Annotated in this window: 24 protein-coding genes; 15 read left to right on the top strand and 9 right to left on the bottom strand. The window is 61.5% G+C overall.

Annotation, left to right across the window (positions count from 1 at the left end):
- The first annotated feature begins 71 nt into the window (after positions 1–71).
- Both ACPQ6D_RS00650 and ACPQ6D_RS00655 read left to right on the top strand, forming a co-directional pair.
- On the top strand, positions 72–1,646 hold the full coding sequence (locus tag ACPQ6D_RS00650) for an ATP-binding protein (RefSeq protein WP_423222350.1): 1,575 nt from the start codon (positions 72–74) through the stop codon (positions 1,644–1,646).
- Between the two features lie 24 nt (positions 1,647–1,670).
- Positions 1,671–2,384 (top strand): response regulator transcription factor, encoded by a 714-nt coding sequence (locus tag ACPQ6D_RS00655; RefSeq protein WP_423222351.1) that lies wholly within the window; start codon positions 1,671–1,673, stop codon positions 2,382–2,384.
- Positions 2,385–2,402: 18 nt separating this feature from the next.
- Here the strand turns inward: ACPQ6D_RS00655 and ACPQ6D_RS00660 are convergent, their stop codons facing one another.
- Positions 2,403–2,846 (bottom strand): hypothetical protein, encoded by a 444-nt coding sequence (locus tag ACPQ6D_RS00660; RefSeq protein ID WP_423222352.1) that lies wholly within the window; start codon positions 2,844–2,846, stop codon positions 2,403–2,405.
- Positions 2,847–3,092: 246 nt separating this feature from the next.
- Between ACPQ6D_RS00660 and ACPQ6D_RS00665 the strand changes: the two genes are divergently transcribed.
- From ACPQ6D_RS00665 to ACPQ6D_RS00675, 3 genes are all read left to right on the top strand, one after another.
- Complete coding sequence (locus ACPQ6D_RS00665; protein ID WP_423222353.1) at positions 3,093–3,770, top strand: Crp/Fnr family transcriptional regulator; 678 nt, start codon at positions 3,093–3,095, stop codon at positions 3,768–3,770.
- Between the two features lie 366 nt (positions 3,771–4,136).
- The gene (locus tag ACPQ6D_RS00670) at positions 4,137–5,846 is read left to right on the top strand and encodes a hypothetical protein (protein WP_423222354.1); all 1,710 of its coding nucleotides are present in this window, start codon (positions 4,137–4,139) and stop codon (positions 5,844–5,846) included.
- A 91-nt stretch (positions 5,847–5,937) separates the two neighbouring features.
- Positions 5,938–6,897, top strand: a complete 960-nt coding sequence (locus tag ACPQ6D_RS00675) for a zinc ribbon domain-containing protein (protein ID WP_423222355.1) — start codon at positions 5,938–5,940, stop codon at positions 6,895–6,897.
- Positions 6,898–6,995: 98 nt separating this feature from the next.
- Here ACPQ6D_RS00675 and ACPQ6D_RS00680 read toward each other — a convergent pair whose 3' ends face one another.
- The 3 genes from ACPQ6D_RS00680 to ACPQ6D_RS00690 all read right to left on the bottom strand — a co-directional run bounded on the left by ACPQ6D_RS00680 (position 6,996) and on the right by ACPQ6D_RS00690 (position 9,886).
- Complete coding sequence (locus ACPQ6D_RS00680) at positions 6,996–8,252, bottom strand: glycosyltransferase (RefSeq protein WP_423222356.1); 1,257 nt, start codon at positions 8,250–8,252, stop codon at positions 6,996–6,998.
- Between the two features lie 69 nt (positions 8,253–8,321).
- Positions 8,322–8,933: an HAD family hydrolase gene (locus ACPQ6D_RS00685; RefSeq protein WP_423222357.1), complete on the bottom strand. Its 612-nt coding sequence runs from the start codon at positions 8,931–8,933 to the stop codon at positions 8,322–8,324.
- Positions 8,930–9,886 carry a DNA-methyltransferase gene (locus tag ACPQ6D_RS00690; RefSeq protein WP_423222358.1) on the bottom strand — a complete coding sequence of 319 codons (957 nt, stop codon included), beginning with the start codon at positions 9,884–9,886 and terminating at the stop codon, positions 8,930–8,932. Before ACPQ6D_RS00690 ends, ACPQ6D_RS00685 begins: the two co-directional genes overlap by 4 nt.
- A 137-nt stretch (positions 9,887–10,023) precedes the next feature.
- Between ACPQ6D_RS00690 and ACPQ6D_RS00695 the strand changes: the two genes are divergently transcribed.
- Positions 10,024–10,440, top strand: coding sequence for a VOC family protein (locus tag ACPQ6D_RS00695; protein ID WP_423222359.1), 417 nt, complete (start codon positions 10,024–10,026; stop codon positions 10,438–10,440).
- Between the two features lie 170 nt (positions 10,441–10,610).
- On the opposite strand, the gene ACPQ6D_RS00700 is transcribed toward ACPQ6D_RS00695, so the two are convergent.
- Entirely contained in the window at positions 10,611–12,299 is a 1,689-nt protein-coding gene (locus ACPQ6D_RS00700; RefSeq protein WP_423222360.1) for a M3 family oligoendopeptidase, read from the bottom strand.
- 102 nt (positions 12,300–12,401) lie between these two features.
- On the opposite strand from ACPQ6D_RS00700, the gene ACPQ6D_RS00705 reads away from it, so the two are divergent.
- Positions 12,402–12,662 (top strand): NifU N-terminal domain-containing protein, encoded by a 261-nt coding sequence (locus ACPQ6D_RS00705; protein ID WP_423222361.1) that lies wholly within the window; start codon positions 12,402–12,404, stop codon positions 12,660–12,662.
- A 13-nt stretch (positions 12,663–12,675) separates the two neighbouring features.
- Here the strand turns inward: ACPQ6D_RS00705 and lipA are convergent, their stop codons facing one another.
- The 4 genes from lipA to hrcA form a co-directional block, all read right to left on the bottom strand.
- A complete protein-coding gene (gene lipA / locus ACPQ6D_RS00710) occupies positions 12,676–13,641 on the bottom strand; it encodes a lipoyl synthase (protein ID WP_423222362.1) in 966 nt (321 codons plus the stop codon).
- Positions 13,642–13,918: 277 nt separating this feature from the next.
- Entirely contained in the window at positions 13,919–15,823 is a 1,905-nt protein-coding gene (gene dnaK, locus ACPQ6D_RS00715; protein WP_423222363.1) for a molecular chaperone DnaK, read from the bottom strand.
- Between the two features lie 32 nt (positions 15,824–15,855).
- Positions 15,856–16,425 carry a nucleotide exchange factor GrpE gene (locus ACPQ6D_RS00720; protein ID WP_423222364.1) on the bottom strand — a complete coding sequence of 190 codons (570 nt, stop codon included), beginning with the start codon at positions 16,423–16,425 and terminating at the stop codon, positions 15,856–15,858.
- A gap of 29 nt (positions 16,426–16,454) precedes the next feature.
- Positions 16,455–17,477: a heat-inducible transcriptional repressor HrcA gene (hrcA, locus tag ACPQ6D_RS00725; protein ID WP_423222365.1), complete on the bottom strand. Its 1,023-nt coding sequence runs from the start codon at positions 17,475–17,477 to the stop codon at positions 16,455–16,457.
- Positions 17,478–17,803: 326 nt separating this feature from the next.
- On the opposite strand from hrcA, the gene ACPQ6D_RS00730 reads away from it, so the two are divergent.
- The 8 genes from ACPQ6D_RS00730 (at position 17,804) to ACPQ6D_RS00765 (ending at position 25,177) form a co-directional block, all read left to right on the top strand.
- On the top strand, positions 17,804–18,919 hold the full coding sequence (locus ACPQ6D_RS00730; RefSeq protein WP_423222366.1) for an ABC transporter ATP-binding protein: 1,116 nt from the start codon (positions 17,804–17,806) through the stop codon (positions 18,917–18,919).
- Between the two features lie 6 nt (positions 18,920–18,925).
- Positions 18,926–19,792: an ABC transporter permease gene (locus ACPQ6D_RS00735; RefSeq protein WP_423222367.1), complete on the top strand. Its 867-nt coding sequence runs from the start codon at positions 18,926–18,928 to the stop codon at positions 19,790–19,792.
- A gap of 25 nt (positions 19,793–19,817) precedes the next feature.
- Positions 19,818–20,645: an ABC transporter permease gene (locus ACPQ6D_RS00740; RefSeq protein ID WP_423222368.1), complete on the top strand. Its 828-nt coding sequence runs from the start codon at positions 19,818–19,820 to the stop codon at positions 20,643–20,645.
- Between the two features lie 28 nt (positions 20,646–20,673).
- A complete protein-coding gene (locus tag ACPQ6D_RS00745) occupies positions 20,674–21,837 on the top strand; it encodes a polyamine ABC transporter substrate-binding protein (RefSeq protein ID WP_423222369.1) in 1,164 nt (387 codons plus the stop codon).
- A gap of 102 nt (positions 21,838–21,939) precedes the next feature.
- Positions 21,940–22,806 carry a hypothetical protein gene (locus ACPQ6D_RS00750; protein WP_423222370.1) on the top strand — a complete coding sequence of 289 codons (867 nt, stop codon included), beginning with the start codon at positions 21,940–21,942 and terminating at the stop codon, positions 22,804–22,806.
- 30 nt (positions 22,807–22,836) lie between these two features.
- Complete coding sequence (locus tag ACPQ6D_RS00755; RefSeq protein WP_423222371.1) at positions 22,837–23,592, top strand: hypothetical protein; 756 nt, start codon at positions 22,837–22,839, stop codon at positions 23,590–23,592.
- A 13-nt stretch (positions 23,593–23,605) separates the two neighbouring features.
- On the top strand, positions 23,606–24,613 hold the full coding sequence (locus ACPQ6D_RS00760) for a M23 family metallopeptidase (protein WP_423222372.1): 1,008 nt from the start codon (positions 23,606–23,608) through the stop codon (positions 24,611–24,613).
- Positions 24,614–24,697: 84 nt separating this feature from the next.
- Positions 24,698–25,177 (top strand): hypothetical protein, encoded by a 480-nt coding sequence (locus ACPQ6D_RS00765; RefSeq protein ID WP_423222373.1) that lies wholly within the window; start codon positions 24,698–24,700, stop codon positions 25,175–25,177.
- Positions 25,178–25,325: the final 148 nt, after the last annotated feature.

Below are 25,325 nucleotides of genomic sequence, written 5' to 3' on the forward strand. Positions count from 1 at the left end.
ATGACCCAAAAGGCAAATGGCGTTGACTTATTTGCTTTGACATTTGCGCGGCGGTTTGCTAAGATGAGACCATGCTGACGACCTATGAGCTGCGCCAGCGCAGCTACTTGCTCAAGATTGCCCGCGCCATGACGTCGAACCTTGATTTACCGTCGCTGCTGCGCTTGACGTTGAGCGCGGCCGCGGAAATGGTCCAGGGCGAAGTCGGTTTGATCGCGCTCAGCCAACCCGCGGACAGCTTCCGCATCGAGGCGTATTACGGAATCACCAGCCGCCTGCTGCCGCTCTTTGCCCCGCTGCTGACCGATATTCGCAGCTCGGCCAATCCGCTGGAGCGGGCGCTGACCATTCCTGACCTCACGCTGAAATTGCACGTGGTTTCTTCAGCGACCGGCCTGATCTTGCGCCAGGTCGTAGCCTTGCCTCTGCAGGTCAACCAGGATTTGCTCGGCTTGATTTACATCTTCCGCAGCGGCAGCGCGGCTTTTTCCGCCAACGACCGCCAGGTTTTGCAAGATTTTGCCGACCAGGCCGCGATTGCCGTGCGCAATGCCCGGCTGTACCAAGCGATCAATGACGAGCGGCGGCGGCTGGACACCATCATCCAAAACAGCGCAGACGGCGTCATGATCTTGACGCCAGGGCGCAAGATCGAGGTGATGAACCGCACGTTGGCAGCCATGACGGGCTGGTCGCCTGAAGCCGCGCTGGGCCTGCCGTGCTACCAGGTTCTGGCTTTGGAAAATGTCAAGGGCGCGGACCTGTGCCAGGACATGGGCGCCGGGCTGGATCTGGCCGGCCGCGGCTCCCTGACCGCCGAGGGCGACCTGGTGCGCCCCGGCGGGTCTCGCATAACCGTGGGCGTGACCTATACGCCGCTCTTCGACGAAGCCGGCGCGCTGCAGCAGATCATCGTCAACGTCGTGGACATCACGCGTTTTCGTGAAGCCGAAGAGATGAAGAACACCTTCGTGTCTGTCATTACGCACGAGCTGAAGACGCCGGTTTCGCTGATCAAGGGCTACGCCAGCACGCTGCGGCGCACTGATGCACAGTGGGATACCGCCACGCTGCGTGACAGCCTGGCCGTGATCGAGGAGGAGGCCGATCGCTTGAACGCGCTGGTGGATAACCTGCTGGACGCTTCCCGCATCCAGGCGGGAATTCTACGCATGGAATTGGCCGACGTGGACCTGCCCGGTTTGGCAGGCCGCCTCGTGGAAGGCTTCAAGCTGCAGTCTGCACAGCACACCTTTGAGCTTGATTTTCCGGCGTCCTTTCCCCCGGCCCTGGCAGACCCAGAGCGCGTGCGGCAGGTGCTGAACAATCTCATCAGCAACGCGATCAAGTATTCACCCGACGGCGGCGTGATCCGCATCGGCGGCTGGCCAGATCCGCAGCGGCAGATGCTGACGGTCTACGTGGCCGATCAAGGGATTGGGATTCCGGCGGCCGAGCAGGAGCGTCTGTTCGAGCGTTTCTACCGGGTGGATTCAAGCCTGCGGCGTAAAACGCAGGGGGCTGGGCTGGGGCTTTTTCTGTGCAAGGCCATTATCGAGGCCCACAACGGGCGCATTTGGGTGCGCAGCGAGCCGGACAAAGGCAGCACGTTTTTCATTACGCTGCCGATCTACAGCGAGCGCTAAGGGGCGAGGCCAGGACGGTCAACCATGACGGGAACCAGCAGTGAGAAGCTGCGCATTCTGATCGTTGATGACGAGGCGCGCATCCGCCGCCTGGAGCGGATGAACCTGGAGTTGGAGGGTTTCGAGGTGATCGAGGCCGCGGACGGCTTCGCGGCGCTCGATCGCGTGCGTGAGGATCTGCCCAACCTGGTGGTCATGGATGTTGCCATGCCGCAGATGGACGGCTTCGAGACGCTGCGCCTGCTGCGCGAGGTTTCGTCGGTGCCGGTGATCATGGTCACGGTCAAGGCCGAGGTGAGCGACCGCATCCAGGGGCTTGACCTGGGGGCCGATGACTACATCACCAAACCGTTCAATCCGCAAGAATTGGTCAGCCGCATCCGGGCCGTTCTGCGCCGCACCGAAGAGCGCAGCGGCTCAACGCAGGAGTTGATCCGCGTGGATGATGGCTTGAGCATTGACTTCGAGCGCCGCGAGGTGGTCGTCAATGGCGCGCGCATCAAGCTGCGCCCCACGGAATACCGGCTGCTGTACCACCTGGTGCAAAATGCAGGGCGCATTGTGCCGCGCGAGCTGCTCATGGCGCGCGTCTGGGGGCCAGAGTATCGCGACGAGCATCAACTGTTGCGCGTCTACATCACCTATCTGCGCCAGAAAATCGAGCCAGATCCAGGGCATCCCCGTTACATTATGAACGAGCGCGGCGTCGGTTACAGCTTCGTTGATTTCAAACACTGAACCGCAATCTACCCTGGTTCACGGCTCCTTGTGGCACTCGGTGCACTTTTCGTCAGGATAGTCGCGGTGATCTGCAGGCAGTTCAAGCCGGCCCGGCGCGTGGCAGAGCGAACACGCTTTGCGTCCTTCCAGCGGATGCGGCATCGGTTGCGACGTGGGCGTCGGCCCTGGCGTCGGCGCCCAGTTGCTCACATGGCACTTCAGACATTCCTCGCGCGTGTAGAGTGCGTGATTGGCCGGGATAGGAACTGAGCTGCGCGGGTTGTGGCAGGCCGTGCAATCGGCAAAATTGGCGAGTGGATGGGGTATAAACGGCGGCCTGTGTTCCGCGGTCGGCGTCATGGACGGAACAGGCGGCGGCTTGGCGGTCGGCGTCATATCCGGCATGGCCGCAAGGGCGCACGCGGTGAGCAGATACATGGCTGCCAAGATCGGCGCTGCCTGGCTGATTCGTTTCGTCATCGCTGGCGTTCTACTCCCTACGATGTGCTGATCAACTGAGCCTGATTGAGAAACCAGGTTGATGGTTCCATCGGCGGCTATTCTACTCCGTTGCCCCCATAACGCCAATAAAACAGATCAACGATCGGCCCTGTCTTGGATTGAGGCGTCTTTATCGTTGATGCCAGTTGTTTGCATTGTGAGACAGAGTTGAGTATAATGCTGCCTATCGTTCAGCTTGACCTTGATCCCCCGGCGGAAGAACAAATGTCTGCACCGCGCGACAAAATTGGCTACCTGTCAGAAATCGAGATTTTTCAAGATCTCTCCCCCCGCGAAATTCAAGAGATTGATCGCATCACCACCATCAGCCAGGTTCAAAAGGGCAAAGTGTTCTATCGCCCTGAAGAAACGGGCGAGGTGCTCTTTATCTTGAAGGCAGGCAGGGTGCAGTTGTATCGCATCTCGACCGAAGGCAAGAAGCTCGTGATCACCACCCTGGGGCCTGGCACGTTATTTGGCGAAATGGCCCTCTTGGGCCAGCAAATGCACAACGCGTTTGCCGAAGCCATCGAGGACTGCCACATCTGCGTCATGAGCCGGAATGACCTCGAGCGCCTGTTTCTCAACAAGCCGATGGTGGCGCTGCGCGTGTTGGAGATCACCGGTCGTCGCCTGCGTGAAGCGGAGAAGCGGCTCGAAGACATGGCCTTCAAAGGCATCCCCGCGCGGCTGGCCTCCCTGCTCCTGCGCGTACGTCTGGAGCAGAACAGCGACGATATCAAGGGGTTGACCCACCAAGACCTGGCGGAGACCGTGGGCACCTATCGTGAAACCGCCACCCAGGTCCTCAACGACCTGAAGGTGCAGGGCCTGATCGAGATCGGCCGCAAGCGCATCATGATTCTCGATCCTGTGCGCCTGCAAGCGGTGGCTGAGTCTTAGCTCCCCCATCCTGAAATCCACTTCCCCCAGCGCCTGCCGTCAATGGACGACGGCTGTGCTGCATTTGCCCTCTCGATGCATGACGTTGTCGTCGTATGCGATGCTTTTTCCAACCGGCGCTGAGGCCTGTGCCCATTGACCGGTATTCGATATATCTACCTATACCGACATCGTTGCCCAGGTTGGCGGCCGCGTCCAGCGTTGCGCGCGGCAGCCAATGGATGCTGAACGAGAAAGGAGGGATGACGGCCAAGCAATCACTTCTCTGCAGAGAGAGCGATCGCTCGCTCGCCATCTGCATGGCCACCACGACGTTCGTAGTTCTGTTCCATTTCCATGTTCCATACACAGGGAGGTTCTTTCATCATGCGTAAAACCGGAATGTATGTTTTACTCGTCGTGCTTCTGCTCGCCACCATGGCCGTAGTCGCACCTTTCGCTGGCGCCCGCCAGCTCGCCAGTTCGTCTGGCCCTGGCGCACAAGACGTGGCGCCCGCCGCAGACGGCAAGGTTCCGTTTGTTCCTGGCCGCAATGTTCCCAATGCGCCCGTGGCTCCAGGCGCCATCCTGTTTGACAACGGCCCGCTGGTCACCCATCCGGGCGGCGGTTTCGGCGGCGCTGACGCCAGCGCCGTGCAGACTGCGCTGCTTTTGAGCACCTATGGCTTCGGCCACGCCGTCTCATCCGGCTTCCGCGTCGCGGATGACTTCACTGTGCCGGCCAGCGGCTGGAACGTCACCACGATCACCTTCTACGCTTATCAAACGGGATCAACAACTACTTCCACGATCAACAACGTCAACCTGCGCATTTGGAACGGCGTGCCCGGTGTAGGCAGCATCGTCTTCGGCGACACCACCACCAACCGCCTGGCCAGCACCAGCTTTACCAATGACTACCGCGTGCTCGACACCGCCCTTACGGGTAGCACGCGCCCGATCATGGCGCAGGTAGTGACGGTGAACACCCCGCTGCCGGCTGGCACCTACTGGCTTGACTGGCAGACCGGCGGTACGCTGGCCTCCGGCCCCTGGGCCCCTCCGGTCAGCATCCTGGGTCAGGTCAGCAAACCCGGCGCCAATGGTATGCAGTATGACCCAACCGCGGCGACGTGGAATCCGGCGATTGACACCGGCGCCAATGCCGTCCAGGATTTCCCCTTCGTCATCCAGGGCGATCCGCTCACCGGGCCGACCTCGACGCCGACGCCCACCTCGCCGCCTACCAACACGCCGACCCCCACCGCCACGCCGAATAACTGCACGGTGACGGAAGGCTTCGAAAGCGGCACCCTGGGCATCTTCACCGCCGATGGCACGCCGGCCTGGGCCGCGGTCAATACGGCCAGCCACACGGGCACCTTCTCGGCCTTTGCGCCTGACGGCAGCACCGTGACCGATACGCGCCTGCAGTTGACCAACCCCGTCGCCATCCCGGGCGCGGCCACATCGGCCACGCTCACTTTCTGGCACCGCGTCCAGACGGAAAGCACCTTCGACGGCTCCGTGTTGGAGATCAGCACGGACGGCGGCGCGACCTGGAATGACGCCGGGGCGAACATCACCTCGGGCGGCTACAACGCCACGATCAGTTCTAGCTTCGGCAACCCGTTGGCTGGCCGCCAGGCCTGGTCAGGGACCGTTCCCGCCGCCGGTGGCTTTGGGCAAGTGACGGTCAACCTGCTCCCGTATGCCGGCCAGAATGTGTGGTTCCGCTACCGCCTCGGCACCGACAGTTCGGTGGCTGCCACGGGCACCTGGACGGACGATTTCATGATCACCTATGACCCATGCGCGCCGCCAGCCACGGCGACCCCAACCAACACGCCGGTGCCGCCGACCGCGACCCCGACCAACACACCGGTGCCGCCGACGGCCACGCCGACCAATACGCCGGTGCCGCCGACCGCCACCCCAACTGCGACCCCCACACCGGGTTCGCCCACGGGTGTTGAGCTGAGCAGCCTGAACAGCGGCCCCGCGGCGCCTGCCATCAGCATCTGGATGGTCATGGCCCTGGTTCTCGCATTGGGCGCCGGCGCGACGGCCCTCCTGCGCCGCCGCAGCACCAACTAACGCCGTGTTTCCGGGGTAACGTAAGCCCCTGAACGCTTGAAACAAGAAAACCAGGCTTCTCCCCGGAAGCCTGGTTTTTGATGGAGATGCCATGCGAGTGTGGAGATGGTGCCTGGCAATCGTGTGCAGCCTGGGGTTGGCGGCGACAGCGCAGGCGCAAACCGCGATCACCCTGGACGCGCTGCGCGTGGAGCTGTGGCCTGAATATGACCAGGCCGCCGTGCTGGTGATCCTATCCGGCACCCTGCCGCCGAGCGTGATTCTACCGGCCGAGGTGACGCTCACCATTCCAGGCAACGCCACGGTTTTTGCCGCGGCCGTACAAGACGCCAATCAGGGATTGCTCAACGCGACCTTCAGCACGACGCGCCAGGCGGACAAAACGCTGGTCAAGCTGACGGCAACCACGAGCGCTTTTCAACTGGAATACTACGACAGCAGCCTGAAGATCGTCGGCGCCGCGCGCACGTTTGCCTGGCGGTGGCAGGCCGATTACGCCGCGCAGCAGGTGACGCTGCGCGTGCAGGAGCCGGTCGGCGCCACAGACCTGACCACCACGCCTGCGCTCCAACCCACCGGCGTGGGCGACCTGGGGCTGGCCTATCGCGAAGGCAACCTCGGCCCGGTCGCGGCCGGCCAGGCGCTCACCCTGGACATGAGCTACACCAAGTCCAGCCCACAGCTCTCTGCAGATGCCATCGGCGCCGCGCAGCCTACCGCGCCGGCGGCCAGCGCGCCCGCCAACCCGGCATCGTCCACCACGCCGATTATCCTGCTTGCCATCCTGGCCGCGGGGATCGTGTTGGGAAGCATCGGATTATGGCGGCTGCGTCAGCGCACGGCCGCATCCCGCCGTCGGGGGCGCAGGCGACGCCAGCCGTCGGGGGCGCAGCCACAGTCTCCACCGCCGCCGGTCAAGCAGCTCGCCGCGCCGCCAGCGCCCAAGCCATCCGCTGCGCCAGCGCCGAAGCGTTTCTGCACGCAGTGCGGCCAACCGCTGCAGCCAGGTGACCGTTTCTGCCGCACGTGCGGCGCCCAGACCGCCTCCTGACCTTCATGAGCAGGAACCAGATGGCTCACACAAAGACACCAAGACACCAAGAACGCCAAGCAGAAAAGACCTGGCGTTCTGCGCGGCTTGGCGGTTTTTTACTTAGTTCGCCCCTGTGCTTCTCGCTGCACCTGGGCATAGAGGTCGAGAATACGGTCGGTGATGATCGGCCAGCTAAACTCGCGCGCGACGCGCACGGCGTTGATTTCCAGCTTCCAGCGCAGGTCATCGCGTTTGATCACGCGATGGATGGCTTCGGCCAGCGCCTGCGGGTCGCGGTCTGGCACCAGCAGGCCGGTTTCCTCATCGCGCACGGTGTAGGTCAACCCGCCCACGCGACTGGCAATGACCGGCGTGCCGCAGGCCATGGCCTCCAGCGCCACCATGCCGAATGACTCGTAGTGCGATGGCATGACCAGCACGTCGGCCGCGGCGTAGTAGTCGGCCAGCGAGTCCTGATCGCGCTTGCCCAGGAAGGCCACCAAGTCCTCCAGGCCCAGCGCACTGCGCATCAGGTGCAAGCGCTGCATCTCACCGGTCATCTGCTCCATGGGCACACTGGCGTCGCCGCCGATGATCGCCACCGAGAGGCAGTCGCACCCCAGGTCGCAGTCGGCGTCGCGGTCCAGGTGGGCAATGGCCTGCAGCAGGGTGTCAATCCCTTTGAGCGGCTCGATGCGGCCGACGAAGAGGATCAGCCGCCGATCGAGGTCAAGACCGAGGCGCTGCCGCGCGGCCGCCTTGTCGCGAGGATAGAATCGCGCGGTGTCCACGCCGGGGGGAATCACCTCGATGCGCTGCAGATCGGTCCCATACAGCCAGGCCATCTGCGCCTTGTCCAGTGGGCTGCCGGCCACCACGCGATCGGCGTGCTGCATCAGCTTCCATTCGCTGTGGATGCGCAGATCGGACGCAAACTCATGGCTGGCCCGCGCCACCTGGTTCTTCATATGACCCAGGGTGTGAAACATTTGCAGCAGCGGGGGATTGCCCCACGCACTTTGCAGCCGCATCCCCGCAATGCCAGAGAGCCAGTAGTGGCTATGAATCACATCGTAGCGGCGTCCCTGGGACGCAGCAAACTGGCGTACATTGGCGGCAAATTCGCCGAGGTTATCGAAGATTTCTTCCTTGCTCACGGGCGCTTCGGGCCCGGCCGGGATGTGCACCACCTGCGCGTTGGGGCCCAGCGCGTGCGACACCCGCGGCACGCACGCATCCTGTGAACGCGTGAAGACATCCACAAGGACGCCCCGGCGCGCCAGCTCCAGGGTCAAGTCGCGCACGTAGACATTCATACCGCCCGTTTCCTTGCCGCCCAACATGGCCAAAGGACAGGTGTGAACGCTCAACATGCACACGCTCAATGGGCGCGACAAGTCAGGTTTGGGCAAAATGATTCACTCCGTCTTGATGGTGGAGCCTCAATGATTGATGTCGAGAAGCAGGCTCAAATCATCTATCACTTGGGCTGTACTGCGGAAGAGCACCCCGGTCAACCCGGCGGCCACGGCTCCGTTGACATTTTTCACGAAGTCGTCCACCATGATGGCCGCAGACGCAGGCACCCCCAACCGCTGCACTGCCAGGCTGTAGAGCCGCGCATCCGGCTTGGCCACGCCTTCTTCGGCCGACACAATGATTTCATCCACGGCATCAGCCAGGCCATAATCCTCGGCAATGACGCGGCGGCCGTTCGACCAGGCATTGCTCAAAATGGCAGTCTTGTAGGTTGGTCGCAGGCCGCGCAGGAATTCGACGAGCTTGGCGTCCAGCCGGTCACCGGACCAAAAGTCGCGGCGAAACTGGGGCAGTTGATCGGCGTCGAGGCCCAGGGTCTGCGCCACGTCGTCCCAAATGGCGGTCGTAGGCGCCGCGCCGGCCGTGGCCTGCCGGGCGACCATCGAGTTGAACACGGCCTGCTCGACGCTGCCATGGGGCAGCCCCAGCCGCTCATCCCAGCGCCAGCGCCCGCTCTGGTCGAAGGTGCGCACCAGCACGCCGCCAAAATCGAAGATGACTGCCTGAAAGGTCATGCGTTGTCTCCATGGGTCGGGGCCGCTGACGGCTGTGCGTCGCCCGCGGCCGCCGGCGTGAAGCTGACGTCCGCCAGGCGCCGCGTGGCTAATTCGACGTACGCGGCGTTGGTTTCATAGCCCACGAAGTGGCGCCCGCTCTTGCGCGCGGCAATGGCCGTTTGACCGCTGCCCATGAACGGATCGAGCACCACCTCGTCGGCCAGGGTGTAAAGCTGAATGAGCCGGCGCGGCAGTTCCACCGGGAACGGCGCTGGATGGCCGATCTTGCTCGCCGCCTCGGCCGCAAAGGTCCAAACGCTCTTGGTGTACTCCAGAAACTCATCGCGCGTGATCGTGTTTTGCCGGCCGGGGTTGTGGCGGGCGTAGGTATCCTTGGAAAAAACCAGGATATACTCATGCGCGTCGCGCAGCGTGGGGTTCGTGGCCGACATCCAGCTGCCCCATGCGGTGGACGGGCTGCCGCCTGCGGCTTTGTTCCAGATGATTTCGCCGCGCATCAGAAAACCGAGGTCGAGCATGGATTCCAGGATGAAGGCATGCAGCGGGATGTAGGGCTTGCGCCCCAGGTTGGCGACGTTGATGCAGGCGCGGCCGCCAGGCACCAGCACCCGCTTGACTTCGCGCCAGGCGCGCGTCAAGAAGGCCAGGTACTCCGGCAGGGAAAGGTCATCATCGTACTGCTTGCCCACGTTGTACGGCGGCGATGTGACCATCAGGTGCACGCTGGCATCGGGCAGGTCGTCCATGGCCTCGCAGCTCTTGCAGAGGATAGCATCCAGCGCGGACGCCGGCACTGCGTTTTCAGCGTAGGGCGCAGCTTCCTGCCCGTCCAGCAGCGGCAGCTCGTCATACAGCCGGCTGGCATAAAACGACGTGGCGTCGTGATTGACACGACCTGGCGAGCCGAAGCTGCTGGTGGTCGTGCCTGGTTTGCGGCGTGATGGCGGCAACCGTCGTGTTTCCTTTCTCGTTGGTGCGCCTTCGTGCCTGGGCGCTTGTCAGGAATCTCAACTTATGGTATGGTGCAGTCATTAGCGCCCGTACACGAGAATCTGACCCTATCCGCCCACACAGGAGAGTCTGACTCATGCCAGTTTCACGCTTGACTGCGGTCATCTTGTATGTCGCTCATGTCGCGGCCAGCGCGGCGTTCTATCGCGACAGCCTGGGCGCCGCGCCCTTGTTCGACTATGGCGAGGCTGACGCGTTCCAGGCCCTCCGTCTGGGTGATATCGAGATTCATCTGCACGCCGCGCCCGCAGCCGATGATCAGCTCGCATCAACCTGGCCCGCGGGGGCAGCCGGCGGCGTGGGGGTTGCCTTGCACATCCACGCCAGCGACCTGGCGCGGCGCGGTCAGCTCATCCAGCGCGCCGGCGGCCGCGTCTTGCAGGAAGCCAGCCTCCAGCCCTGGGGAACCATCGAGCTGATTGCCGCTGACCCGGATGGTTATCGCTTGCTGCTGTGGGAAGGCCAGAAAGGACTCGACATTCAGACCTGGTGAAGCGATGCTGAGGCAACTACACAGAGCGATTGAAATCGCGCCTGATGGGCGTACCGCCGGGCGTCCAACCTGCGTGGACGCAATGCTGGTCGGCGGCGGAACGCCCTTGCGGCCCGAATTCATTCGGCGGCTGCAGTCAGCGCATAGTGTCTGAGCAGTTACGTCTGATGTCAATTGGGCGCGGTTAGTTCTTCCAGCTTGTGCGAGACCAGGTGCATCAGTTCGCCCACGGTGCGGCGGTCGAAGGCAAAGCGAATGTTCGCAGCCTGGAAGAGGGCCGGCAAGGGACGCGTGTCACCCAGGGCCAGCGCGGCTCGGTAGTCCGCCACGGCCTGCGCCTGGTTGTGCAGTGCGTTGCGCCACACCTGCAGCGCGCCAACCTCAGCCAGACCATATTCCACGTAGTAGAATGGCACGGTGAAGATGTGTCCCTTGCGATGCCAACCGGTTTCCTTCTGCGCCTGCAGGCCGCTGTAGTCAACGCCCGGCATGAAGCGATCCCACAACTCGCTCCACTTCGCGTCCAGGTCTGCGGCTGTCACATGCTCTGGCGCTTCGGCGTAGACCCAGTGCTGGAAACGGTCTACCACGGCCATATAGGGCAGGAAGGTGACGATGTCGCGCAGCTTTTGGGCGTAGGCCCGCTGCGCGTCAGCCTCCGAGTAGAAGCCGCCCTGGTTCTGCGACAAATACGGCACGGCCAGCAGTTCCATGCCCATCGAAGCGACCTCGCAAAACTCCATCGGGCCGTTCAGGTTCCAGTACAACGGCTGGCGCGCCGATTCCATGAAATGAAACGCGTGGCCGCCCTCATGCAGCAGGGTCTGGATGTCGTCATGCGTGCCTACGGCGTTCATGAAGATGTAGGCGCGGCCGCTGACCGGGAAACTGGCGCAGTAGCCGCCGGGCGCCTTGTTCAAGCGCGAGGGTAGATCAAGGAAGCCGTCGCGCAGCGCGGCAAAGTGTTTGCCCAGCGCCGGGTCCACCTGGTTGAACATGCGCTGCACGCCATTTTCTAGCTCGGCGGCGTTGGTAAAGGGCCGCAGCGGCTCGCCCGCCGTGTCCACCTCGGTGTCCCACGGCCGGACAGCCGACTGCCCCAGTTGGGCGGCTGTACGTGCGTAGATCGCCGTAGCTAACGGCACGACCTCGTGTTCGATGGCATCGTGAAAGGTAAAGCAGTCCTGCGGCGTGTAGTCAAAGCGTCCGAGGGCCTGCCACATGTAGTCTCGAAACGTAGGGAAGCCGGCGTTGCGCGCCATCTGGCGGCGCTTGGGCAGCATAGTCAGGTACAGCTCGTTCAGCCGCGCGCGATCGGCCAAGAAACGATCCATCAGCAGTCGCCAGGCGCGCTCACGCTCGCCGCTCTCCTGGCTGCGCAGATGCAGGCCGGCCTGGGGCAGCGTTTCCACCTGACCGTCCCACTCGATGGTCATCGCGCCCACGGTTTTGTCGTACTCATTGCTGAGCTTGGTCAGTTCTGTCTCCAGGGGAATGTTCTCATCGCGGAAGATGCTGGCCTCGGTGCGAAAGCGCTTCAGCAGTATCTCGGTGTCCGCGCTGGGGACAAAATCGGTCAAGGCCAGGAATTTCTGCTTCAAGGCCTGGCCGGCCGTGGAAGATTTGGGCATGATCTCTTCGGCCAGGCGGTTGAAGCGCGCCTCGGCCTCGGCGTCGGCGGTGTTTTCAGACACCGCGCGGTAAATTTGGCCGGCGGCTTCATGGATGGCGGCCGTCAGATCGCTCCATTCTTGCAGCCAGGCATTGGCATTGGCCGCGGTCAACTCCGCCGCCAACAGATGATCCACCAATGGCTGGATGGTATTCCAGTCCAAAATATCAATGTGCGGGTATGACATGATTCAATCCTATCGTTGTCAGAAGTTTTGTCGCCATTCTTGGGTTCTGCTGCCCCGTGGCGTTCGTGCCTTCACCTGGTTCTGTGTTAGAATAGGCGAACGATGGAAGCCAAGCAAACACCCAATCCCAATGCGCTCAAGTTTCAACTCGATCGTGTGCGCTGGACAGATCAACATTCGTTTCGCACACCTGAAGCTGCGGCCGCGGAGCCGTTGGCCGCGTCGCTGTTTGCGCTGCCGGGCGTGACGAATGTGTTTTGGACGCGCGACTTTGTCACGGTCAACAAACGGCCCGATGTGGCTTGGGACGCTCTGCAGCCACAGATTGAGCAGGTTCTGCAAGCGTTTCTCGACGCTGGCTAGCGCGGCAAGCAGGTCAAGACGCTGCCGTTGCCTCGCGGCGCCGCAGGCGCGGCGCGTTGGACGCGGCGCGTTCAGCATGGTACGATGAGCGCACCAGCGGGCCACATTCCACCCAGGGGAAACCACGCGCCTCGGCCTCAGCCCGCAGCTCCGCAAACTCCTCCGGCGCGTAATAGCGTTCGATCGGCAGATGAAAACGGCTCGGCTGCAGATACTGGCCAATCGTGAGGATGTCCACGTTGTGTGCGCGCAAGTCGTCCATCACCTGCAGCACCTCTTCCCATCGTTCGCCCAGCCCCACCATCATGCCCGACTTCGTCAGCGCGCCCGCATCCATCACCTTCGCCGCAGCCAGCACATCCAGCGAGCGCGGATATTTGGCCTGCGGCCGCACACGGCCGTAGAGGCGCGGCACGGTTTCCACGTTGTGGTTCAGGATTTCCGGCTGTTGACGCATCACCATCTGCAGCGCGTCCCTATTGCCCATGAAATCGGGGATCAGCACCTCGATCGTGGTCTGCGGCATCCGCTCGCGGATCAGGCGAATCGTCTCGGCAAAGATGCCGGCGCCGCCATCGGGCAGTTCATCGCGGTTGACCGAGGTGAGCACGATGTGGCGCAGGCCCATGGCCTGGACCGAATCGGCCACGCGCTGCGGTTCCAAGAGGTCCAGGAAGGGCGGCCGGCCGGTCTTGATCTTGCAGAAGCCGCACGAGCGTGTGCAGGTGTCGCCCAGCAGGAGAAAAGTGGCTGTGCCGGCGTTCCAGCACTCGCCGATGTTGGGGCAACCGGCCTCTTCGCACACGGTGTGCAGGGTCTTGCCGCGAAATAGGCCTTTCAGTTCGTAGTATTTCGCACTGTCGGGCGCGCGCACGCGCAGCCAGTCCGGCCGACGACCTGGGGTCAGATGTTCCTGGCGCCAATCGTGGCGAGGCGGCTCCGGGTTCAATTCAATGGGCACAGATGGTGATTGAGTCATGATCTATCCAGTACGTCATCTCATTATCATACGCCGGGGAGTTCACGACGCCATTGTACAATCCAGAGCGCGAGATGTCAATCAAAAAGAAGCCGGAGGTTAGGTTCACCCTTTTTGCCTCCGGCCTCTGCTGGTTTCTCTTGAGTATCTTGTCAGTGACATTTCGGTACAGCGAGCACGGAATCCTCACACAAAGCCTCAAAGCCACGAAGGAATCGGTTTGCGTCTCAGTGCCTTTGTGTCTTTGTGTGAGTCATCAGGTCCCCGCTTGTCCGGGTCAGGTGGGGCGGAACTCGCCCTCGATGAAGTCGTCGTCGCTGCGGCCGCTGCCTGGGTTCGCGCCGCCGCCATCGCCCGCGCCATCGGCCGGCCCACTGCCTGCCTGGTGCATGTGCGTGCCAGCTTGCTGCCACGCCTGCATCAGTTCATCGCTGGCGCTGCGCATGCGACCAGCATCCTGACCCTGCAAGGCCGAACGCACCGCGGCTACCTTGCCTTCGAGTATGGACTTATCCCCGGCCGGAAGGTTGTCGCCGCTGTCCTTGATGAATTTCTCCACCTGGTAGACGGCCGTGTCGGCTTGATTGCGCGCTTCGACCTCATCCTTGCGGCGTTGATCTTCGGCCCGGTGCAGATCGGCTTCCTTGACCATGCGGTCAATCTCATCCTTGCTCAGGCCGCTGGAAGCCGTGATGCGGATTTGCTGCTCGCGGCCGGTCGCCTTGTCTTTCGCCGTCACGTGCAAAATGCCGTCGGCGTCAATATCGAACGACACTTCGATTTGGGGCATTCCACGCGGCGCAGGTGGAATGCCATCCAGGATGAAGTTGCCCAACATCTTGTTATCAGCGGCCATCGGGCGCTCGCCCTGGAAGACCTTGATTTCGACGCTGGTCTGCATATCTGACGCCGTGGAGAAGATCTGGCTCTTCTTCGTGGGGATCGTGGAGTTGCGTTCGATCAACGCCGTCATCACGCCGCCCAGCGTCTCGATGCCAAAGGTCAACGGGGTCACGTCGAGGAGCAGCACATCTTTCACCTCGCCCTTGAGCACGCCGGCTTGAATGGCTGCGCCTACCGCTACGACCTCATCGGGGTTGACGCCCTTGTGCGGGTCTTTGCCAAACAGACGCCGCACGGCTTCCTGCACCGCGGGCATGCGCGTCATGCCGCCCACCAGGACGATTTCGTCAATATCCTTGACCGTCAGCTTCGCATCTTCCAAGGCGCGTCGCGCCGGCACGATGCTGCGCTCGATCAGGTCGCCCGTCAGCTGCTCCAGCTTGGCTCGCGACAGCGTCATCGTCAAGTGCTTGGGGCCGCTGGCATCGGCCGTGATGAACGGCAGGTTGATCTCGGTCTGCATCACAGTCGAAAGCTCGATCTTGGCCTTCTCGCCCGCTTCCTTCAGGCGCTGCAGGGCCATGCGATCCTGGCGCAGGTCAATGCCCTGTTCCTTCTTGTACTCATCGGCGATCCAGTCCATCACGCGCTGATCGAAGTCATCGCCGCCCAGGAAGGTGTCGCCGTTGGTTGAGAGCACCTCGAATACACCGTCGCCCACATCCAGAATGGAGATGTCGAAGGTACCGCCGCCCAGGTCATAGACCGCGATCTTCTCATCCTTCTTCTTGTCCAGCCCGTACGCCAGGGAGGAAGCCGTCGGTTCATTGATAATGCGCATGACATTGAGGCCAGCGATCTTGCCGGCGTCTTTGGTGGCCTGGCGCTGGCTGTCATTGAAGTAGGCCGGCACCGTGATAACGGCTTCGGTCACCGGTTCGCCCAGGTAGGCTTCGGCATCGGCCTTGAGCTTCTGCAAGATCATGGCCGAAATCTCTGGCGGTGAATACTCCTTGCCCCCCATGACCACCCACGCATCGCCGTTTTGCTTATCGGCAATTTTGTAGGGAAGCACCTGGCGCGCGCGCTGCACCTGCGGATCGCTGAACTTGCGCCCCATCAGGCGCTTGACCGAAAAAATCGTGTTGTCTGGATTGGTAATTGCCTGGCGCCGGGCCACCTGGCCCACCAGGCGTTCGCCCGTCTTTGGGTTGACAGCCACCACCGACGGAATCAGGCGCGCGCCTTCGCTGCTCGGAATGACGACAGGTTCGCCGCCTTCCATCACAGCCACCACCGAATTGGTGGTACCCAGGTCAATGCCGATGATTTTTCCCATGTTGCTAAATTCTCCTTGTCTCTTTCTCGCCCCTACTGCGCAACGCGTACCAGGGCCGGCCGCAGGACCCGCTCGCCCAGCTTATAACCCTTGCGCACTTCACCGATAATTTGATTCGTCTGATACCCCTCTGCTGCTTCGTGCGTGATCGCCTCATGCAAGGCCGGGTCAAACTCCTGGCCTTCGGTCTCAATGACGCTCATGCCCTCGCTCAGCAGCGTATTGCTCAACTTGCGCTGAATCAGGGCAAAGCCGCTGACCCATTTTTGATCCTGTTCATTCAGGTCGGCCGGAATGTTGACAAACGCCAGGTTCACGTCGTCGAGTACAGGCAAGATACGCAGGAGCAGTCGCTCGTTGGCGCTGCTGATCAGTTCGCTGCGGTCGCGCTCGAAGCGCCGCCGCATGTTCTGCGCCTCGGCCGTGGCGCGCAGCCAGCGATCTTTGTAGTCGGCGGCTTCAGCCTGCGCCGCTTCCAGCGACGCGGCCATTGCGGATAGGGCGGCGTTGGGATCAGCGCTCGGCTCTGCGGCCGGCGCAGCCTCTGCTGTCTCTGCTTCGATCGTCACATCGCCGTTCGTATTCAACTCTTCTGCCATCATTACTCCCAGGTTCCTGTTTTTTCTCTACGTCATGTCTGACCGTAAAACTCGCGCAGCAGTTCACTCATCAGGGTGGACACATAGCGCACCGCGCTAATCGTGCGGCCATACGGCATACGCAGCGGCCCCAGCACCCCCAACACGCCGGTCGTGTCATCGTCAACGCCGTAGCGTGAAAGCACCAGGCTGACATTGCTCAGTTCGCGCCAGCGACCTTCACCGCCAATAATGACCTGCACGCCGTCGCTTTCACGCGTCTTGGCGACGATGCTCTCCAAAAGCGGCCGCGCTTCGATGATTTCCACCACACGCCGGATCATGTCGCCTTCGGCAAACTCTGGCTCGGCCAGGGCGTGGCTCAAGCCCTCGCGGTAAATGTCGCTGACGCGTGAGTCAAGCCGATCCATGATCGGCACGAGGATGTTCGCCACATCGGCCGCCCACGGGCTCAAGAACGGGTTCTGCGCCCGAATCTCGGCCGCCGTGCGACCGGTCAATTGTTCATTCAGCTCATTGGTGACGCGGTGCAGATCGTCCTGCAAAAGCGGCAAGTTGAGCATCTGCTGCTTGACGCTGCCTTCCATTGTCACCAGCACCAGGAGCACGATGCCGTCGCGAATCTCGATCAACTCCACGCGCTTGATGCGGCTGTTGACGGCTTTGGGCGCGGTGGCGAGGGCCACGTTGCGCACCGTGTGCGCCAATACCGCCGCGGCCAGCTTGACCCACTGATCCATCTCGGCTCGCGCCTGACCAAATTGATGACGAATGAGCAGACGTTCTTCCGATGGCAAGGTCATATCGCCCAGGAGATGTTCGACAAAAAAGCGGTAGCCCTCTTCTGTCGGCACCCGCCCAGCCGAGGTGTGTGGGTGTGTCAGGAAGCCCAATTCCTCCAGCGCCGCCATCTCATTGCGAATAGTCGCCGGGCTGACGCCTAACTCGTAACGATCCAGAATGGCGCGCGAACCCACGGGAATACCCGATGCGATGTATTCCCGAATGACCAATCCCATAATCGTGCGCCGGCGCGGACTTAGTTCATCAGTCATACGTCTCTGTGTAGAACCCCATTGACTCGAAACTTTAGCACTCTGGGTGGTTGAGTGCTAAGAAGTTCGGGCACAATCATACCATGAAGCCCAGCGGATGTCAAAAGAATTTTGATAGAGGGGCAAACGCGGGCGTTTTACATCTGATTCAAAGTGTAGTATACTTGCCTTGCCCCAAACCAAGCCGCCTGCCCCACACGGACAAGGCCAGAGCCGGCTTCTCGACAGCCTGGAGCATATCCGAATGATCCGGTTTCCACCTCAAGAACCGGATTGTGTGTAAGTGACCCGGACAGGCTCCACAACCCACGACCGCCGAGGAGGGAATGACTGAAGTCGCCGTTGAACTGCGCCATATTACTCGACGCTTCACCAGCCCTACGAGCAAGGGCAATGAAGTGGTTGCCGTTGATGACGTTTCCATGCGGATCCTGGACGGGGAATTTTTTTCACTGTTAGGGCCGAGTGGGTGCGGCAAAACAACGACGCTGCGCATGATTGCCGGGCTGGACAAGCCGACGCGGGGCGAGATTTTCATCCACGGCCAGGAAATGAGCCAGCGCCCGCCGTTCGAGCGTCCGGTCAACACGGTATTTCAGAATTATGCCCTCTTTCCTCATATGACCGTCGCGCAAAACATCGCCTTTGGCCTGGAGATGCGCCGCTTACCGCGTGTAGAAATCGAACGCCAGGTGCACACCGTGCTTGACCTGGTGCGCCTACCGGGCATGGAAGCGCGGCGGCCCAAGCAGCTCTCCGGCGGTCAGCAGCAGCGCGTGGCCCTGGCCCGCGCCCTGGTCAATGAACCCGAAGTGCTCTTGCTCGATGAGCCGCTGGGCGCACTGGATCAGAAGCTGCGCAAAGAGATGCAGCTTGAACTCAAAGCCCTGCAGCAGCGCGTTGGCATCACCTTTGTCTTTGTCACGCATGACCAGGAAGAGGCGCTGACCATGTCCAACCGCATTGCGGTCATGAACCTGGGCCAGGTGCTGCAAGTGGGGTCGCCGCTGGAGATTTATGAGCGCCCTAACTGCCGTTTTGTGGCTGATTTCATTGGCGAGACCAATTTCCTGACCGGGCGGGTCGCCGCGTTCGATGGCGACTTCTGCGTCATCGAGGCCGAGGGGTACGGCATGGTGGTAGGGCAGCGCGGGCCTGGTCTGCAGATAGGCGACACAGTCAGCATTTCCATCCGTCCAGAGAAAATTCACCTGGATGACCGTCAGCCTGACCGCACGGCCAATGTCTTTCCTGTCACCGTCGAAATGATTGCCTATGTCGGTTCAGACACCCGCATCATCGTGCGCGACGCCAACGGTCGGCGTCTCGACGTGTGGGAGCAGAACACCATCTCCACCCTGGATGCCCAGGCCTACTATGCCCCAGGCGACAGCGCATTCATGAGCTGGCGCCCTGAAAACGCGTTGGCGTTGAAGGACTGACGTGCGATGACCCAACTTGTGCAGCGTTTGCGTCAGAGCCGCGTGTTGATCGTGATCGGATTGATCACGCCGGCGCTGCTCTGGCTCATCCTCTTTTTTGCGGTTCCTCTGGTTATCGTCTTCATCTACAGTTTTTTGACGCGCGGGATCTACGGCCAGGTCATCTGGGACTTCAACCTGGGCAATTACGCACGCGTGTTTGATTCCCTCTACCTGCGCATTTTCGTGCGTTCGCTGCGTATCGCCGGGCTGACCACGCTGCTCTGTCTGGCAGTTGGCTATCCCCTCGGCTACTTCATCGCCCGCCGCGGGCCGCAGCGCCGCGGCCTCTTACTGCTCCTGCTGGTGATTCCGTTCTGGACCAACTTCCTGGTGCGCACGTATGCCTGGCGCGTCATCTTGAGCAATGAGGGGCCGATCAACTCCCTGCTCATGAGCTTGGGGCTGACCAACCGACCGGTTCCCATGCTCTTCACTGAGTTTGCGGTGCTCATTGGCCTGGTCTATTCTTATCTGCCAGAGATGGTTCTACCCATCTACGCCGCAGTCGAGCGGCTCGATTTCAGCCTCGTGCAGGCCGCGAACGATCTCTACGCGAATGATTTTCAAGCCTTTCGCCGCGTCATTCTGCCGCTGACCCTGCCCGGCATCCTGGCTGGCTCGCTCCTGGTCTTCATCCCCTGCCTGGGCGCCTTCGTCACGCCGGACATCCTCGGCGGTGCGCGCACGGTCATGCTCGGCAACCTGATCCAGCAGCAGTTCCTGACCGCGCGCGATTGGCCCTTTGGCTCCGCCGTTTCTTTTGTACTCATGGCCGTGATGCTCATCGGCACCTTGATCTACTTCCGGCAAGGAGGACGCGCCAGCGTATGACAGATTCTCTTTGGACGGTGTCCGCATGACTGGCCCCGCATCCGTGACGCGCATGTCACTGCACACCCGCGGCAACTGGTTTGGGCGCTTGCTCGAACCATCGCTGAGTCTCAACGCATGGCTCATGTACCTGTTCATGTACGCGCCGATCGTGATCCTGATCCTGTTCTCCTTCAATGCGTCTCGCTACGCATCGTCCTGGGAAGGCTTCTCCTTGCGCTGGTACCAGGTGCTCTTCAACGATCGTGCGATTGGGTTGGCGCTGCGCAACAGCTTGTTGGTGGCGCTCCTCGCCACGGCCATTTCGACCGTTATTGGCACCATGGCCGCGTTGGCGTTGGAGCGCTACGACTTCTGGGGCAAGCTCTCGTTCGATGCCTTGCTCTACCTGCCGATCATCATTCCCGAAATTGCGATGGCGGTCATGCTGCTGCTTTTCTTCATCCTGACGCGCGTTCAGCTTGGCCTCGGCACGGTCATCATCGCGCATGTCGCCTTCTGCGTCTCCTATGTCGCCGTCGTGGTGCGCGCGCGCGTCGCTGGCCTGGATCGTACGCTGGAAGAGGCTGCGCAGGACCTGTACGCCAATGAATGGCAGACCTTTCGCCGGGTGACGCTGCCGCTGATCATGCCCGGCATCGTCGGCGGCGCCTTGCTGGCCTTCACCCTGTCGTTGGACGATTTTGTGATTACGTTTTTCACCACCGGCCCTGGCACCACCACGCTGCCAATCCAAGTCTACGGCATGATCAAGACCGGCGTGACCCCGGAGATCAACGCCCTGTCCGCGCTCATGCTGGTTGTGTCGGTGGTGCTGGTGGTTGCATCGTTGGTGTTGCAGCGTCGCACTTGACGCCAGCACAGATCAAAGGAGGGTCATCATGCATTTCTTTGCGCCGATCAATCGGTTGTGGACGCGAGGCCTGCTCGGCCTTGCCCTTCTCAGCTTGCTCCTGGCCGCGTGCCAGGCCGGAACGAGCGCGCCCGCGGCGACGCCCATCGCCGCGCCAACGGCTGTGGATCAGACGCCGCCGGGCGACGCGGTCGCGACCTGCGGAGACAAAAGTAAACTGGCCAAGACGCTGCATTTCTACAACTGGACCAACTACATGGACGACGCCATTCTCACCGAGTTCGAGCGAACGTGCGGCGTCAAGGTGGTGCAGGATACGTTTGCCAGCAATGAGGATTTGCTGGCTAAACTACAGGCGGGCGCCAGCGGCTATGATCTCATCATTCCCTCGGATTACATGATCGCGGTCATGCGCGAATTGAATCTACTCGCCACCCTCGATTTTAGCCATATTCCCAACGCTCAAAACATCAACCCCATGTTCCGCAATCCGCCGTATGACCCGGAGCAGAAAGTGTCTGTTCCGTATCAGTGGGGTACCACCGGCCTGGCCTACAACACAAAACGCGTCAGCGAAGCCATTGATGGCTGGGAGGACATCTTCGATGCCAAGAAGGCGTGCGGATTTGGGGGGCTGAGTATGCTAAACGATGCGCGCGAGGTCATGGGCGCGGCGCTCAAACTCAAGGGCTATTCCATGAACGATACCGACCCCGCGCATTGGACAGAAGCGAAGGAGATGGTCAGCGCGATCAAGCCGTGCATCACGACGTTCGACAATGCCAGTTTTGCCGACATTCTACAGGCTGGGGATGTGGCCGTGAGCCAGGGCTTCAGCGGCGAATTTGCCAAGGCCATCGAAGCGAATCCAGACCTGACCTATGTCGTACCGAAAGAAGGCACGACGATCTGGGTAGACAACATGGCCGTACCGGCCGACGCGCCCAGCCAGTACACGGCCGAAATCTTCATCAATTTTCTCCTGCGCCCTGACATCGGCGCGCGGCTGACCAATTACACCTATTACGCCAGCCCGAACGAGGCATCCAAACCGTTGATCAAACCTGAAATCACCGGCAATGCCAGCATTTATCCACCGGCCGACGTGATGGGAAAACTAGAATTCCTGCGCGACCTGGGCGCGGCCACGCCGCTGATCGAAAAGCTGTGGACTGAGATCAAATCCCAATAGCCGCGGGTTGAGCTCCCACGGCTTGCCTGGCGCAAGGGTTTACAAGTCGGCTGCAATGGGGTAGAATAGACGCATCTTGAAAGCGCGCGATCGTGAGGCATCATGCCGCTGAACCGCACCGAAATTTTCAAAATTGCCCTGCGCGGTGAAACAAGCGGCTCCCTGGCGCTGATTCCAGCCACGCCCAATCGCCCGTGGTTACTCTCCGATCAGGATGTGACCCTGGCCACGGTTGCGCTGCCGCCGGAGGCCAGTTTCAGCGCCATCTTTCGTGAATTGCAGGCCCAGATGGCATCCCTGGGCATCGAGATCGCCGGGTGCGGGGCGTGCGCCCACTGGGCCGCGCCAACCACGGATGCCGATGCCGCCGGCCACTGCACCTGGGAGCGGGCAGACCGCCCAGCCAATGACGTGAGCGCACAGACGGCCCTTGCTTCGCCTTGCCAACAGTTCGCACCCGTCAGTCGCGACGCGCCGGCGGCCGCTGAAGCGGTCGCCCCCGCCATCATCACCGCGGCGCCTGCTGCGGCCAGGCCGTCATTTTGGCAGCGCTGGCTGCCACCGCCAACTCCCCCCGTGGCCGGCAACAGCCTGGAAGAGCTGATGGTTGAACGGAGCGGCAAGCGTCCCGGTACGATTCCCTGTCAGGTGTGCCCGGGACGCATGGCGAACCTGGGCGCCCAAAAATGTCGCACCGGCGACGGCGATGAACGCACCTTCTCGGTTTGGCATTGTCGCACCTGCCTGGCCTACTTTCTTAACGATTGGACCGACAAGTGGGTGCGCACCGATTCTCTCGAGGTGGTTGACATTTACTACCGCCTGGCCCCGCAAGAGGCGCTGGCATGCTTGATTCAGATCGAAGCTGCTCACACCAAACAAACGGCGCCGGCTGCCATGCAATCCTGGTTTGAGTCTTATCTTCACCAGCGCCCGCCTGCGCATCGCGAAGTGCGCCGCGCGCGCTGATAGATCATGCGAGAGGCAAAGGAAAACATCATGGGAAAAAACGGCATTGACCAACAGGCCGGCTTCGGCAACGGCGCTGACGATTCTGATTTTGACGACGATATCCTCGATGAAGAAGAGCTCGAGGATTTGGATGCTGAGATCGAGGAGCCTGAACGCATCGTGGGCTACGAACAACTGTGCAGCATGATCGTGCAGGCTCTTGGCCGCACCTCGTTGAAACTCTACCATTTCCAGAATCTTCTCAACATGAACACGCTTGATCGCGAGTTCAAAGTAATCATTGGGCTTAATGGCAACAACAACCTGCTGAACCGTGTCGGCGGCGCGGCGGCCGAACTAAGCCTGTCGTGGGAAGCGGCGAATTCGCTGCTCAGCCTCTACGGCAACGAAGGCATGTGCATGCCCTATCATGACCCGGAGGAATGGTGCAGCCATCAAGAGGTGGGCGCGTCACCGATCGTGGACCTGGTGCTCAAATACCGCGCCCCGGAAGCGGCGATCAAATCTATCCACGACGATGATGATGTGAGCCGCGTGGCCGAGCAGCTCCATTCCATCTTCGATGGCGAGGGCGCAGACAATGAGGTGGATGTGAGCTTCGAGGCCACCTATGCGCGTGGAGAACTGCAGTTGACCGCGGCCGTCATCGAGTACGAGGTGGGCCTGGAGGATGAACTAAGCGACGTGGACTTGCTGCAAAACATCCTGAACGATCTGGCGCGCGAGATTGCGACCAATCTGAAGAAAATGACGACCACCTTCCCGGCCGAGAAAAATAGTTAGGAACTGACGCGGTATGTCGCACAACCAGGGTGTCATGTGGCTGGAAGTCAGCCCGGCGCAAATCTTCGTGGGCCGCTATGAGGCGCTGCCCTATCCCAATCTAACCCCGGCGCAGGAGTTCGTCTTCGAAGCGGCGATCTTGGCGGCCGTACCGGTGACGATTACCAGTGTTCTTTTTCAAGTCTACAGCGGCAGCCAGTTGCTGAGCGAACGGCGCCGCAGCGGCCGCAGCCTGGCGCGCATGATCGGCGAGGAGTCGCCCGTGCGTGTTCTGCCGGGGGAAGGGTTGGCCTTGCGGCGCTGCTACTTTTTGGAACCTGGACTGGAGAAGCTCACCCAGGTCTTCATCACGGTGACGGCGCAAACCGCCGACGGCGCTGAGCACCAGGCTTCCTGGGGCGCGTCCTTGATGACCTACGAGCAAGAAGTGGACCTGCGCCTGCCTTTCCAGGGCGCCTGGTGGACCATCATGGGCAATGATTGGACCGACCTGCACAAGGGCGAGCCAATCAGCCAGCCTTTCGCGCTCGATTTTGTGCGCTTGGGGCCAGAAAACGGCACGTTCCGTGACAGCGGCACAGCCCTGGAGGATCATTACAGCTTTGGCCAGCCCGTCTTGGCGCCAGCTGACGGCGAAGTGGTCATCTTGACGGCCGACATGCCGGACAACGCGCCTGGCGAGCTGCCGCGGCCGCGTGATTTGCGGGATGACCCGCGCCGATCGTTTGGCAACGCGCTGTTCATTGCACACAACGACACGGAGTTCAGTTTCCTGGCGCACCTGCAGGCTGGTTCGATCAACCTGCCTACGGGCGCCAGGGCGATGCGCGGGCAGGCGATTGCACGCTGCGGCAATTCCGGGCTGTCGCCCGGCCCCCATCTGCATTATCATCTACAAAACGGACCTAACCTGTATGTGGATCAGGGCGTTCCCGTACAGTTCAGCCAGTTTCGCGTCACCGGCGATCTCATCGAGCGCAGCGCCATCCCGACGCGGATGATCGTCACGCCGGTAGAGTGAGCCAGACCCCGGGCAGAAGGCGTGGTCAAGCAGAGGCTGGCCTGCGCCGACCAGCCAGTGAAATGAGTGAAGGGAGAATGAACGGTGGCAAATCGGGACTTTGAAAATGGGAACGGCGCTGAGGCAGACAGCGACGAGGGCGGCATCCAAACGGTCGTAACAGAAGGCGTGCTGGAAAACCTGCGCGCCCTCGAAGGCAAGATGCTGACCAGCCTGACCTTGTGGGAGGATTCGTTGGCCTACGGCGACGAAGAAGAGGCTGTGCCAGAGGCGGAACGGGTCTTTTTTGACTGCGATCTGTACTTTGCGGATCGCCAGCTGCTCGAAGTGTATGGCGCCAGCGCCTATTTCGACCCAGACGGCGAGCCGCTGGAGGGCATCGAGGCTATTACCGATGCCCTGGGTGAACTGGCTGAGGGCGGCAACGTGGTGGCCGAGGTTGGCAGCGATGCGGAAGACGGCCTGGTGTTGGTGTTCGCGGTTGATGATGAGGCCACCTTGATCATGGCGGTCAGCGGCTGGGTGCTCAGCACGTGGGACGAACTGCCCGACTACGAAGAGTAGGACGACATAGCAAAGTTTGACCGGACTTGGATGAGGATATTGAGCTATCGCGGTTGTTCGAAGGGGGTAGGAGCGTTGAAAGTGAACGCTCACTGCAACGATGGTTGTTGTCCCGCGAGGCCGCGCATAAGGCAGAATGAGTCGCTGC

Origin of the sequence: Candidatus Amarolinea aalborgensis, assembly GCF_900491745.1 — a bacterium.
GTDB classification, from domain to species: domain Bacteria; phylum Chloroflexota; class Anaerolineae; order SSC4; family Amarolineaceae; genus Amarolinea; species Amarolinea aalborgensis.